The sequence below is a fragment of the Pseudomonas sp. GW822-FHT04H02 genome (assembly GCF_058800645.1).
Genome location: NZ_JBXAMM010000004.1, coordinates 42956 through 55393, shown reverse-complemented (window position 1 = coordinate 55393; position 12438 = coordinate 42956). Strand labels below are relative to the sequence as shown.

The 12438-nt window shown below is 65.3% G+C and carries 11 protein-coding genes; 4 read left to right on the top strand and 7 right to left on the bottom strand.

The features are described from left to right. Window positions 1-84: 84 nt before the first annotated feature. The 7 genes from AC1RMG_RS17735 to AC1RMG_RS17705 form a co-directional block, all read right to left on the bottom strand. Window positions 85-870: a PA4824 family protein gene (locus tag AC1RMG_RS17735; protein WP_053158903.1), complete on the bottom strand. Its 786-nt coding sequence runs from the start codon at window positions 868-870 to the stop codon at window positions 85-87. A 76-nt stretch (window positions 871-946) separates the two neighbouring features. Further along, complete coding sequence (locus AC1RMG_RS17730) at window positions 947-1297, bottom strand: DUF2493 domain-containing protein (protein WP_041752297.1); 351 nt, start codon at window positions 1295-1297, stop codon at window positions 947-949. Then, window positions 1285-2988 (bottom strand): Na/Pi cotransporter family protein, encoded by a 1704-nt coding sequence (locus AC1RMG_RS17725; protein WP_011061633.1) that lies wholly within the window; start codon window positions 2986-2988, stop codon window positions 1285-1287. The genes AC1RMG_RS17730 and AC1RMG_RS17725 overlap by 13 nt, the downstream gene beginning before the upstream one ends. A gap of 28 nt (window positions 2989-3016) precedes the next feature. Beyond that, entirely contained in the window at window positions 3017-3217 is a 201-nt protein-coding gene (locus tag AC1RMG_RS17720) for a hypothetical protein (protein WP_019095481.1), read from the bottom strand. Between the two features lie 124 nt (window positions 3218-3341). Then, complete coding sequence (mgtA, locus tag AC1RMG_RS17715; RefSeq protein ID WP_047287087.1) at window positions 3342-6053, bottom strand: magnesium-translocating P-type ATPase; 2712 nt, start codon at window positions 6051-6053, stop codon at window positions 3342-3344. Window positions 6054-6336: 283 nt separating this feature from the next. Continuing rightward, on the bottom strand, window positions 6337-6627 hold the full coding sequence (locus AC1RMG_RS17710; RefSeq protein ID WP_011061630.1) for a hypothetical protein: 291 nt from the start codon (window positions 6625-6627) through the stop codon (window positions 6337-6339). Between the two features lie 410 nt (window positions 6628-7037). Next, window positions 7038-7388: a hypothetical protein gene (locus AC1RMG_RS17705; protein WP_011061629.1), complete on the bottom strand. Its 351-nt coding sequence runs from the start codon at window positions 7386-7388 to the stop codon at window positions 7038-7040. A gap of 546 nt (window positions 7389-7934) precedes the next feature. On the opposite strand from AC1RMG_RS17705, the gene ltnD reads away from it, so the two are divergent. The 4 genes from ltnD to AC1RMG_RS17685 all read left to right on the top strand — a co-directional run bounded on the left by ltnD (window position 7935) and on the right by AC1RMG_RS17685 (window position 12428). Then, window positions 7935-8840: an L-threonate dehydrogenase gene (gene ltnD, locus AC1RMG_RS17700; protein ID WP_368994748.1), complete on the top strand. Its 906-nt coding sequence runs from the start codon at window positions 7935-7937 to the stop codon at window positions 8838-8840. Between the two features lie 10 nt (window positions 8841-8850). Then, window positions 8851-10143 (top strand): 3-oxo-tetronate kinase, encoded by a 1293-nt coding sequence (gene otnK, locus AC1RMG_RS17695; RefSeq protein WP_346624309.1) that lies wholly within the window; start codon window positions 8851-8853, stop codon window positions 10141-10143. After that, window positions 10140-10778 carry a 3-oxo-tetronate 4-phosphate decarboxylase gene (gene otnC, locus AC1RMG_RS17690; RefSeq protein WP_011061626.1) on the top strand — a complete coding sequence of 213 codons (639 nt, stop codon included), beginning with the start codon at window positions 10140-10142 and terminating at the stop codon, window positions 10776-10778. The genes otnK and otnC overlap by 4 nt, the downstream gene beginning before the upstream one ends. Window positions 10779-10964: 186 nt before the next feature. Beyond that, window positions 10965-12428, top strand: a complete 1464-nt coding sequence (locus AC1RMG_RS17685; RefSeq protein ID WP_011061625.1) for a GntP family transporter — start codon at window positions 10965-10967, stop codon at window positions 12426-12428. Window positions 12429-12438 lie beyond the last annotated feature (10 nt).

The window sequence follows — 12438 nt, the reverse complement described above, 5'->3', positions numbered from 1 at the left end:
GAAGAGGCCCTTGAGTCTTCCATCGCCCTTGCCAACGCCTTCGCTGGCAAGCCAGCTCCTACAGAGGTGGGGCGCTTTCGGGGGTTAGAAGCGCAGGGTCGCGCCGGTGGTCAGCCAGCGATCGCGGTCTTCGGTCAGGTGCTGGCCAACGATCAGGTCCAGGTCCAGGTGCTGGCCCAGATGCAGGCGCGGGCCGGCCTGCCAGCCCTGTTCGCCGCCGCGTTGGCCGTAGCGCTCGGCAATCAGGGTCAGGCTCTGGGCCAGGTCGTACTCCAGCCCGCTGCCCCAGGCCCAGCGGTGGCTCTGGTCGCCGTCGTCATAGGCGTGGGCCCAGCCGGCATTCAGGTTCAGGCGCAGGCTGGCAACAGGGCTGAAGGTCAGTGGCAGGGCGAGGTCGCCACCATCGAAGCTGTGGCTGCGGTTCAGGGCCCAGTGGGCGGAGCCGGCCAGGGCCAGTTGCAGGCCCAGGTCTTCACGGTCCAGCAGGGCCAGCTTGACCTGGGGGCTGAGCTGGGTCTCGCCCTGGCCGTCGGCCTGCTGGCGCTGCATCGCGGCCCCCAGTTGCACCCAGGGCAGTTGGCTGAAGGTGCAGGCCGGGGCCACCACGCTGGTGTGGCTGGAGCCCTGGTGGCGGGTGCTCTGGTACCAGACATCGACATTGCATTCCCCGGGAGCGTTGATGGCGCCGTCGTCCACCACGTAGGCGCCGCCGGCGGCCTGGGCCTTGGAGCACAGGGCCAGGGTGGCGGTCGCGCTGGCGGTGAGGGCGAGGAACAGCAGATTGCGCTTGAGCATGCGGCTTTTCGCGGCAGGCAGAGGGTGGCCAAAGGCGCTGGAACGCGAGGGGCGATGTGGGGTGTGCTTGGACATGGCGGATCTCGTTCTGGGTTGGGGCACCGGTGCATCTGGCGTGCGGGCCGGTGCAGAGGGTGGCGGCTAGGGAGGCTTACTGGTCGGCCATCGACAGAACCTGGATCTGCCGGGCCCGGGCCTGGGCCAGCAGTTCTTCGGTGTCTTCCCCACCGGGCAGGGCGAGGACGATGTCGGGGCGGCTGTCGGCCAGCATGAAGGCGTTGCGCAGGCGTTCGGCGTGCTTGCCATGGCGTTGCCAGTTGGGCGGGTAGCGGACGATGTCGGCGCCGATGTCCCGGGCCCAGTCCTCGATATGGGCGCCGAGGAACTGGCTGCCGCCATGAATCACCACGCGGGTTTCATGCAGGCGCTGAAAGGCGTCGAGGACCTGGCGGCACCGGCGGTCGTCGGCGTAGTAGCGGCCGGCGCAGATCAGGACGCGCATGGGCTGTTCTCCTTTACCGGGCTGATGCTGGTCTCGCCGGGCAGCGGTTCGTTGAGGTAAGCGTGCTCGATGTCCCGTTCACCGGCGCGCTCCAGGGCCGGGTAGGCCAGGGCGGCGATGTGGTGGTGAACCCGCCGGTAGTCGCGCAGCAAGCGCTGGAAAATGTCCCCGGATTCGGCCCAGGCGCCACGGTCTTCGCGCAACTTGCGAAAGTGCTCGCGGCTGGCGGCGGCTTCCAGGCGCCGCACGTTTTCCTTGCGCGCCACCAGTTGGTGGGCGGTGGGCAGGTCTTCGCGCAGGAACACGGTGATGGCCAGGCTCAGGCTGTCCAGCAGTTCCTGGTGCAGCGGGTACAGGGTGCTCAGCTCGAACTCGGAAAACGGCTCGCCACGGCGCAAGCGCCGCGCGGCCAGGTGCGCCAGGCTGGTGGCGAGAATGTCCCCGGCATGTTCCAGGTTGATCACCAGCAGCAGGATTTCCTGGGAGCGGTCGGCATCCTGGTCGCTGATGCCTTCCTTGCCGATATCCGCCAGGTAGGCGCGGATCGCCGCGCTGAGCAGGTCCAGGGACTGATCGATATGGCGCACCTGATCGGCATTGGCCTGGTTGGCGGTGCGAAACAGCTGCAGCACCCGGTCGAGCATGCCCGAGAGCATGTCGGCCATGCGCAAGGCTTCGCGGGCGGCGTTGGACAGGCCGATATTGGCCACTTCCAGGCCGGCTTCGTCCAGGTACAGCGGCATGCCCGGGTCGGTCACCGCGGCCGGGGCCGGCAGCAGCCGGGTCAGCAGCTTGGCCATTGGCCCGGTGAAACCGATGAACAGCAGCGCCAGCACCAGGCTGAAGGCGGTGTGCAGGGCCACCACCAGCAGTGCCGGAGGCAGTTGCTCGATGACGTGCCACTGGCCCAGGGTGGCGATCCAGGGCATCAGCAGCGCCGCTCCCGACAGGCGCACCAGCAGGTTGCCCAGGGGCAGGCGCCGGGCCACGTTGCCGCTGGCGCTGAGCAGCGAGGGCAGGGTGCTGCCGAGGTTGACCCCCAGCACCAGGGCCATGCTGGTGGCCGGCGACAGCAGCCCAGTGCCGGCCAGCGAGGCAATCAGCAGCACCACGGCAACGCTGGAGTGGCACATCCAGGTCAGCAGCAGCGCCACCAGCAGGGCCAGCAGCAGGTCGCCGTCGAGGCTGGTCATCACCAGCTGGAACACTGGGGTACCTTCCACCGCCCCCAGGGTCGCGCCGAGCATGCCCAGGGCCAGCAGCATCAGGCCCAGGCCGATCAGTGCGCAGCCGATGCTTTCAAAGCGCGAATCGTCCCGCAGGCGAAAGCACAGGAAGCCCGCCAGCAATGCCACAGGTGCCGCCAGCGAGAGGTCGAGGCTGAGCAGCTGGACCACCAGGGTCGAGCCGATATTGGCCCCCAGCATCACCGCCAGCGCCGGGGCCAGGCCCAGGGTGCCGGCGGCGGTGAAGGAGCTGGCCATCAGGCTCACCGCAGTGCTGCTTTGCACCACGCCGGTGATGCCGACGCCGCACAGCAGCGCCAGCCAGCGGTTGTTCAGGTGTTGCCCGAGCCAGTGCCGCAGCGGGCTGCCGAAGCCCCGCAGGAGTGAGCCGCAGATCATCTGCGAGCCCCACAGCAACAGCGCGATGGCGCCGGCCAGGTTGATCAGAAGAGTAGTGCCCGACATGAGTATTCTCCCGGGACTGTGACAGGTTTCAGGCAATCGCCAGGCGCAGCGAGGCGCGGGTGATGGCGGCGCTGAACCCCAGCAGGAAACGCATTTCAACGGCGCTCAGCAGGCCCCGCACATAGAGGCGGATGCTCAGGCGGGCGAGCAGCCTGGCGCAGGCGCACAGGCCGCAGACCAGCAAGGCCTTCAGGCCGCGTTGCAACAGCGAAAAAGGTTTGAAAAACATGGCGATGCTCCTTTCGGGCGAACAGCGTCGCCGTCGACAGGGCGCTGGCCGCGCCGACGGTGGCATCGTTGGTTTGCTGTATCTGGTGCGACCGCCGTGGGGCGGTCGCACCGGGCTCAGGCCCTTAGAACCACTGCTTGAAGCGGCGGATGTACAGGGTCTTCATGGTCTGGGCGACCACGCAGTAGCTGAGCAGGGTACCCACCAGCCAAGGGAAGTATTCCCATGGCAGCGGCACCAGGCCGACCATGCTGCCCAGAGGCGAGAAGGGCACATAGATACCCAGTGCCATCACCAGGCCCGTGGCGAGCATGACCGGCAGTGCCGCGGTGCTCTGGATGAACGGGATCTTGCGGGTGCGCAGCATGTGCACCACCAGGGTCTGGGAGAGCAGGCCTTCGATGAACCAGCCGGACTGGAACAGGGCGGCCATTTCCACGCTGTTGGCGGCGAACACGTACCACATCAGGGCAAAGGTGGTGATGTCGAAGATCGACGAGGTCGGCCCGATCCACAGCATGAAGCGCCCGATGTTCTTGGCGTCCCACTTGCGTGGCTTGCTCAGGTATTCCTTGTCCATCTTGTCCCACGGCAGGGCCAGCTGGGAGAAGTCGTACATCAGGTTCTGCAGCAGCAGGTGGATCGCCAGCATCGGCAGGAACGGAATGAAGGCACTGGCCACCAGCACCGAGAACACGTTGCCGAAGTTGGAGCTGGCGGTCATGTTCAGGTACTTCATGATGTTGCCGAAGGTCTCGCGACCCTTGATCACCCCTTCCTCCAGCACCATCAGGCTCTTTTCCAGGAGGATGATGTCCGCCGATTCCTTGGCGATGTCGGTGCCGCTGTCCACCGAGATGCCGACGTCGGCATCGCGCAGCGCCGGAGCGTCGTTGATGCCGTCGCCGAGAAAGCCCACGGTGTGGCCGTTGGCCTGCAATGCCTTGAGCACCCGGGACTTCTGCAGTGGGGTGAGCTTGGCAAATACCGTGCGCTCTTCCACCAGGCGCCCCAGCACTTCGTCGTCCATGCGCTCGATGTCACGACCCAGCAGCGGCTCGCCGACTTCCAGGCCGACCTCGCGGCAGATCTTCGCGGTGACGATGGCGTTGTCACCGGTCAGTACCTTCACGGTGACGCCGTTGTCGCGCAGGGCGGCAATCGCCGGGCCGGCGGTTTCCTTCGGCGGATCGAGGAAGGTCAGGAAGCCTTCGATCACCAGCTCGCGTTCGTCGCTGGCGCTGTACTGGTTCTTGATCTGGTCCCGGGCGATGTCACGGGTGCCCACCAGCAGCACGCGGAAACCGTCGCGGTTGTAGTCTTCGGCCAGTTGCAGCAACTCGGCACGCAGGGCAGCGTCGATGGTCTGGGTGACACCGTTCTTGCGGACCCGAGTGGCGGTTTCCAGCATTTCCTCCACTGCGCCCTTGCACACCAGCAGGTGGTGGCCGCGGGCATCGGCGAGGATGACCGACAGGCGGCGCCGGACGAAGTCGAACGGCAGCTCATCCACCTTGCGCCAGGCGGCAGGAGGGGTGAAGTGCGGGTTCTCCTCGGCGAAGCTGACCACTGCGCGGTCCATCAGGTTCTTCATGCCGCTCTGGTGGTAGCTGTTGAGCCAGGCCAGTTGCAGCACTTCATCGCAGCGGCTGCCGCTGATGTCGACGTGATGTTCGAGGATGATCCGGTCCTGGGTCAGGGTGCCGGTCTTGTCGGTGCAGAGCACGTCCATGGCACCGAAGTTCTGGATCGCGTTGAGGCGCTTGACCACCACCTTGCGCTTGGCCATGGCCGAGGCGCCCTTGGCCAGGTTGGCGCTGACGATCATCGGCAGCATTTCCGGGGTCAGGCCGACGGCCACTGCCAGGGCGAACATGAAGGCTTCGGCCCAGTCGCCCTTGGCGAATCCGTTGATCAGCAGAACGATGGGCACCATCACCAGCATGAAGCGGATCAGCAGCCAGCTGACGCTGTTGACCCCGCGGTCGAAGGCGGTCTGGGTGCGGGAGCCGACGATGGAGCGGGCCAGGGAACCGAAGTAGGTGCGCGAGCCGGTGGCCACGACCACGGCGGTGGCCGTGCCGCTGACCACGTTGGTGCCCATGAAGCAGATGTTCGGCAGGTCCAGCAGGTCTTGCTGATCGGCGGCCTGGGCGGTGGCGGACTTTTCCTGGACGGCGCCCAGGGTGTCGTACTTTTCAACCGGCAAGGCTTCGCCGGTGAGCACCGCCTGGCTGATGAACAGGTCGCGGGATTCGATCAGGCGGATATCGGCAGGGATCATGTCACCGGCGGACAGCTGGATGATGTCGCCCACCACCAAATCGCGCATCGGCACTTCACGCACCCGGGCCTGCATGCCCATCTGCTCGCGGCGCAGTACGGCGGCGGTGGTCCGTACCATGGCCTTGAGCGCTTCGGCGGCCTTGGCCGAGCGGTGTTCCTGCCAGAAACGCATCAGGCCGCTGGCCAGCACCATCACCAGGACGATGATGACCCCGGTGAGATCGGTTTCTTCGCCGGCCTGCAGCGGCAGCCAGAAGTCGGTGAAGAAACTGATACCGGTCAGGGTCATCAGCACATAGATGAAAGGGTTGTTGAAAGCCTGGAGCAACTGCACCAGAGCGTGTGGCGGACGGTCGTGGGCGACCTCGTTGTGGCCGTCCCGTTGCAGGCGGCCCTCGGCATCCAGTTCAGTGAGGCCGGCGGTGGTGGAGTTGACGTTGGCCAGGGTGACGGCCAGGCCGTTCTGGGCTTCGCGGGCGGCACGCATCGACAGCTTGTTGCTGTCACTGGTGGCGCTGGTGTTGCGGGAAGTTGGGGTTTTTACAGTCATGGTCTGTGCTCCTGCCGCCTGCTTGCGGCACGACACAGCAACACTCAACTAATTAAAGGCGAGCGAAAACATGTCGAGCCGCAGGTTAGCGATCGATTTTGATCTTGGCGTTTTTCAGGTTTTAACGTTCGCTGCCCAAACAATGAAGTTGTATGGGCAGCGAACCTACTACTGGCCTCTTCCATAACTTTCTCCAGTAACTTTATTAACTGACAGGCACTAGCACGCCGCCGAACTTAAACTTTTAAAGTTCGTTTGCAAACAACGGAAAGTTACCGCTGGTTCAGGCTGAGCTGCGTGCCCCGAGGTACAGGCCGAAGATCAGTCCGGCCTGCTGCAGGAGCAGGGCAGCGCCCCGACTCTGCGGGTCCTGGCTATCGTCGAAGCTCCAGCGTTGCTGCAACTGCCCGGTCATCGGGCAGACGCGCCAATTGGCTCGCAGGGCGGTCGAGGGGGTGGGGGCGGCACGAGAAAACGGCGAGCGCGCCAGAACCTTGGGCTCACGGCACAGCTTGACCCGCATGGTAGCGGCGAAGGCGCGAACGCCTGGCATTACAGAGGAAGTGAAGTGCATAACATTTGCCTCGCGACCGGACTGGTTCCGGGGGAGGCAAGTTACGTTGGAGCGTCAAGCCCTAGCGCAGCTTACCCGACCGCGGAGTCGAGTCCCGTCATTTTCAGGGTTAAGTGCCTGGCTCTGCGCAGCGGCAGTGACCAGACAGCGTCTAGATACTGTGTCCATTGGCTTCTTTAGTGAGTTAAACAAAGGGCCGTAATTACCGGCCCGCGCAATTTACTCAGGAGGGGTGCTGGAGTCAAGGTTAAATTGCCCTGAATCATTGATCAGTTACGAAGTTTCAGGTGAGGTTCAGCTAAGGGTGGGAATTAGCTGATGCGAGAGGCGGATATATATAAGTTTCATATAAAGAAAGTGCCCATGACAGATGGGGATGTCATGAGCACTGAATATAGCGACGAGGATTATCAGTGCAGCAAGTGCTGGGAGATATCCTTGTAGGTCGCGCTATCGGTGGCCGCCATCAACTGCCGGCCATCCTTGAGGGTGCCGATGAAGGTCACTTCGTTTTCCGTACCCGCCATCAGGTACCCGGCCAGGGCGCCCACCGGGCCCAACAGCATGGCGCCGGCAATGCCGTAGCCCAGGGCGTCCTTGTTGGTGATGGGGCTTTCGCTGGCGATCTCCAGTGTCTTGAAGGCCGATGCCTTGACCTCGACGCCGTTGCTGTTGAATACCGTCTTGAGCCTGAAGGTGCCGTGCCGGTACTCGCCGGCGCCTTGCAGGAAATCACCTGATAAAACCTCAATCTTTGCCATGTTGAATCATCCTTATCCAAGCATAACCAGACAGGCCATTGAGCTCTCCGCCAGGGGGAGCGTCAACGGGGTTGCGATGAAGGGTGCTACCGCCAGTCAGCAGCCCTCGTTCATTCAGCCTCGGCCAGGTCACCCCGGGCCATGCTGATCCAGATCAGGGCTGTGAAGGGTTGTAGCAGCCCACGGGGCACCGGCCGTCGGCTTCCGACTAGTGGCTGGCCGGGGCCGGGCGCTCAAGGTGATGTTAAAAAATGTTAGATTGAAAAACTTCTTCACATAATCCGTTCATTGGTGGATGATCGTTCACAGCCAAAGCTCAACCTGATAACAACAGCAACAGGATGGCCATGATGATCGATTCGCTCCTGCCTCTCTCGGCACCTGCCCACGGTGCCATGCACCTTCCGGGCTTGCCGTCTGGCGCTGCGCCTGTTGCTGCCTGTGTTGCATTTGCCGGACCTGCAATCCGGATTTCCCTGTCCTGCCCGGTTCTTGCCCGGCGTCTGTCTGGCGCGGCACAGTCCTGGTCTATTTCTGGAGTCCCCCATGAATAACAACAATGTCGGTGTCATCGGTCTTGGCGCCATGGGCCTGGGCATCGCCCGGTCGTTGCTGCGCAGCGGTTTCAAGGTGCATGCCTGTGACGTGCGCAGCGAGGTCACCGCGCAGTTCGCCAGCGAAGGCGGCGTGGCTTGCGCCTCGGCGGCGCAACTGGCCGGCGAATGCGATGTGATTGTCACCGTGGTGGTCAATGCCGAGCAGACCGAAAGCGTGCTGTTCGGTGAGGGCGGGGCGGCAGCGGCACTGCGTCCCGGCAGCCTGGTGATCGGCTGTGCCACCGTGGCCCCGACCTACGCCGTGGACCTGGGCCAGCGCCTGGAGGCCCTGGGCCTGCTCTATCTGGATGCACCGATCTCCGGTGGCGCGGCCAAGGCTGCCGCCGGCGAGATGACCATGATGACCTCCGGCCCGGCCACCGCTTACGCCAGGGCCGAGGCGATTCTGGGGGGCATGGCCGGCAAGGTCTATCGCCTGGGGGATGCCCATGGCCTGGGCTCCAAGGTCAAGATCATCAACCAGTTGCTGGCCGGGGTGCATATCGCGGCATCCGCCGAAGCCATGGCCCTGGGGCTGCGCGAAGGGGTGGACGCCGATGCCCTGTACGAGGTGATCACCCACAGCGCGGGCAACTCCTGGATGTTCGAGAACCGCGTTCCGCATATCCTCAAGGCCGACTACACACCGCTGTCCGCGGTGGACATTTTCGTCAAGGACCTGGGGCTGGTGCTGGATACCGCCCGGGCCAGCAAATTCCCGCTGCCGCTGTCGGCCACCGCGCACCAGATGTTCATGCAGGCCTCCAGCGCCGGTTTTGGCCGCGAGGACGACTCGGCGGTGATCAAGATCTTCCCGGGCATCGACCTGCCCGTGGCCAAGCCCGATGCCGAGTGAGGAGCCCGTGATGACGATTTCCAATCCACGCCCGTTGCTGGGCTGCATCGCCGACGATTTCACCGGGGCCACGGACCTGGCCAACATGCTGGTTCGCGGTGGCATGCGCACTGTGCAGAGCATCGGCATTCCCAGCGCTGAAGTGGCTGCCGGGCTGGACGCCGACGCCGTGGTGATCGCGCTGAAGTCGCGTACCACTGCGGCCAGCGAAGCGGTGGCCGAATCCCTGGCCGCCCTACAATGGCTGCGGGACCAGGGCTGCGAGCAGATCTTCTTCAAATACTGCTCGACCTTCGATTCCACCGCGGCGGGCAACATCGGTCAGGTCAGCGAGGCCTTGCTCGAGGCCCTGGGCAGCGATTTCACCCTGGCCTGCCCGGCGTTCCCGGAGAACGGCCGGACCATTTTCCGTGGCCACCTGTTCGTCCAGGACCAGTTGCTCAGCGAATCGGGCATGCAGCATCACCCGCTGACGCCGATGACCGATGCCAACCTGGTGCGGGTCCTGCAATCCCAGACCCGGCTGCCGGTAGGCCTGCTGCGCTACGACAGCATCGCCCAGGGCGTGGAGGCGGTGCGCAGCAGGATCGCCGAACTGCGCGGGCAGGGTGTTGCCCTGGCGATTGCCGACGCGCTGTCCGATGCCGACCTCTATACCCTCGGCGCCGCCTGCGCCGACCTGCCGCTGCTCACTGGCGGTTCCGGGCTGGCCCTGGGCCTGCCGGAAAACTTCCGTCGCGCCGGCAAGCTGCGTGACCTCGATGCTGCAAGCCTGCCCAAGGTAGCCGGTGGCGAAGTGGTGCTGGCCGGCAGTGCCTCCCTGGCCACCAATGCCCAGGTCGATGCCTGGCTTGAAGCCGAGCGCCCGGCCTGGCGCATCGACCCGCTGGCCCTGGCGGCCGGCGAGGCGGTGGTGGAACAGGCCCTGGCCTTTGCCCGGGAGCAGCAAGGCACGGTGCTGATCTACGCCACCAGCACGCCGGAAGAGGTCAAGGCGGTGCAGCGTCAGCTCGGTGCCGAACGTGCCGGAGCGCTGGTGGAGGATGCCCTGGGCGAGATCGCCCGGGGCCTGCGCGACAGCGGCGTGCGGCGCTTTGTGGTGGCTGGCGGGGAAACCTCCGGCGCCGTGGTCAAGGCCCTGGACGTGCGCCTGCTGCAGATCGGCGCGCAGATCGATCCCGGGGTCCCGGCCACCGTCAGCAGTGGCGGCGAGCCCCTGGCCCTGGCGCTGAAGTCCGGCAACTTCGGTGGTCGCGACTTTTTCAGCAAGGCCCTGGGTCAACTGGCGGGAGGTCAGGCATGAGCCGGGAAAACGCTCTGCGCGAAGAAATCTGTGATGTCGGCCGCAGCCTCTATCAGCGCGGCTACACCGTGGGCAGCGCCGGCAACATCAGTGCGCGGCTCGATGATGGCTGGCTGATCACCCCCACCGACATCTGCCTGGGCCGGCTCGACCCTGCAGCCATCGCCAAGGTCAACCTGGCGGGGGAGTGGGTCAGCGGCGACAAACCGTCCAAGACCCTGGCCCTGCATCGCCAGGTGTATGACCGCAATCCCGGGGTGGGCGGCGTGGTGCATACCCATTCCACCCACCTGGTGGCCTTGACCCTGGCCGGGGTCTGGCGCGAGGACGACATCCTGCCGCCGCTGACCCCGTACCAGGTGATGAAGGTCGGGCATATCCCGCTGATCGGCTACCAGCGCCCGGGTTCGCCCAAGGTCGCCGAGCAGGTGGCGCAACTGGCCAACCAGGTGCGTGGGGTGATGCTCGAACGCCTGGGCCCGGTGGTCTGGGAAAGCAGTGTGTCCAAGGCCAGCTACGCCCTGGAAGAGCTGGAGGAAACCGCGCGCCTGTGGCTGATGAGCCAGCCGCGCCCGGCACCTCTGGATCAGGCCGCCCTGGATGAGCTGCGGGACGCTTTCGGCGCCACCTGGTAAGCCCGCGACACTGCCAGCGTTTCATGCACGCCAGTCCACGGAAGCCTTCATGAGGCTTTCGCGGGGAGCGGCTTGCCGTTGAAAAACAATAACAACAGGATTTCCCGAGATGAATGACTGCATTTGCTTTACGGGTTCCCGCACCACCAGCACCCCCTGCCAGCCACTGGGTGGAGGGCTTGTGCAATGAGCCCGCTGATTCTGATGATCACCGCCGGGGCCGGTATCGCCCTGTTGCTGTTCCTGGTGCTCAAGTACAAGTTCCAGCCCTTTGTCGCGCTGATGCTGGTAAGCATCCTGGTGGCGCTGGTGGCCGGGGTGAAACCGGCGGAGCTGGTGGCCACCATCGAGGGCGGCATGGGCAAGACCCTCGGCCACATCGCCATCATCATCGCCCTGGGCGCGATGATCGGCCGCATCATCGAGCTTTCCGGCGGCGCCGAGGCGCTGGCCAAGACCCTGATCGAGCGCTTCGGCAACCGGCGCACGCCCCTGGCACTGACCATGGCCGGATTCATCATCGGCGTGCCGGTGTTCTTCGAGGTCGGGGTGATCATTCTCATGCCCCTGGCCTATGGCGTGGCCCGCAGTGCGCGCAAGCCGCTGCTGGTGTTCGCCTTGCCGATGTGCGCCGCGCTCCTCACCGTGCACGCCTTCCTGCCGCCGCACCCTGGAGCGGTGGCCGCGGCCAGCCAGCTGGGCGCGGACTTGGGCCGGGTGCTGATGTTCGGCCTGCCGCTGACCGCGCTGCTGTGCTACGTGGGCTACCGCGTGGCGGGGCGCATGACCCGGCGCAACTACCCGATGACCGATGACATCCGCGCCGAAGTCTACGGCCCGCACGTCACCAATGAAGACCTCGCCGCCTGGAACAACGGTTCCGAGCAGCCTGCCAGCCCCCAGGCGGTGGCCGCTGTGGCGCACATGGGCCTGGAAGAATCCACCGGCAGCCTGGCGGCGAAACTGCCACCGGCGCCGCCACCGGGGTTCGGCCTGATCGTCAGCCTGATCCTGCTGCCCATCGTGCTGATCCTGCTGGGCACCCTGGCTACTTCCTTGCTGCCCCTGGAATCCACCCTGCGCGGGGTGCTGACGGTACTTGGCGCGCCGCTGGTGGCGCTGCTGCTGGACACCTTGCTGTGTGCCTGGCTGCTGGGCTCGCGCCGCGGCTGGAGCCGCAGCCAGGTGTCCGACGTGATCGGCTCGGCGCTGCCCGGGGTGGCCATGGTGATCCTGATCGCCGGTGCCGGCGGGGTGTTCGGCAAGGTGCTGGTGGATACCGGGATCGGTGCGGTGGTCTCCGACCTGCTGCGCACCACCGGCCTGCCGGTGCTGGCCCTGGGTTTTCTGCTGACCATGCTGCTGCGTGCGGTGCAGGGCTCCACCACCGTGGCCCTGGTGACCACCGCCGGGATCATCGCGCCGCTGATCGCCACCCTCAACCTGAGCCCCAACCACATGGCCCTGCTGTGCCTGGCCATGGGCGGTGGCGGGCTGGCCATGTCCCATATCAATGACGCCGGGTACTGGATCTTCACCAAGCTGGCCGGCCTCAACGTCGCGGACGGCCTGCGTACCTGGACCGTGATCACCACCTTGCTCGGCACCTTGGGGTTCTGTATTACCCTGCTGATCTGGCCATTTGTCTGACCCTTTGTCC

Excerpts from the sequence above, each read along its gene's own strand:
- AC1RMG_RS17710 (WP_011061630.1), bottom strand. The coding sequence starts at position 6,627 with ATGCACTTCACTTCCTCTGTAATGCCAGGCGTTCGCGCCTTCGCCGCT.
- AC1RMG_RS17735 (WP_053158903.1), bottom strand. The coding sequence starts at position 870 with ATGTCCAAGCACACCCCACATCGCCCCTCGCGTTCCAGCGCCTTTGGC.
- ltnD (WP_368994748.1), top strand. The coding sequence starts at position 7,935 with ATGAATAACAACAATGTCGGTGTCATCGGTCTTGGCGCCATGGGCCTG.
- otnC (WP_011061626.1), top strand. The coding sequence starts at position 10,140 with ATGAGCCGGGAAAACGCTCTGCGCGAAGAAATCTGTGATGTCGGCCGC.
- AC1RMG_RS17685 (WP_011061625.1), top strand. The coding sequence starts at position 10,965 with ATGAGCCCGCTGATTCTGATGATCACCGCCGGGGCCGGTATCGCCCTG.
- AC1RMG_RS17720 (WP_019095481.1), bottom strand. The coding sequence starts at position 3,217 with ATGTTTTTCAAACCTTTTTCGCTGTTGCAACGCGGCCTGAAGGCCTTG.
- otnK (WP_346624309.1), top strand. The coding sequence starts at position 8,851 with ATGACGATTTCCAATCCACGCCCGTTGCTGGGCTGCATCGCCGACGAT.
- AC1RMG_RS17705 (WP_011061629.1), bottom strand. The coding sequence starts at position 7,388 with ATGGCAAAGATTGAGGTTTTATCAGGTGATTTCCTGCAAGGCGCCGGC.
- AC1RMG_RS17730 (WP_041752297.1), bottom strand. The coding sequence starts at position 1,297 with ATGCGCGTCCTGATCTGCGCCGGCCGCTACTACGCCGACGACCGCCGG.
- mgtA (WP_047287087.1), bottom strand. The coding sequence starts at position 6,053 with ATGACTGTAAAAACCCCAACTTCCCGCAACACCAGCGCCACCAGTGAC.
- AC1RMG_RS17725 (WP_011061633.1), bottom strand. The coding sequence starts at position 2,988 with ATGTCGGGCACTACTCTTCTGATCAACCTGGCCGGCGCCATCGCGCTG.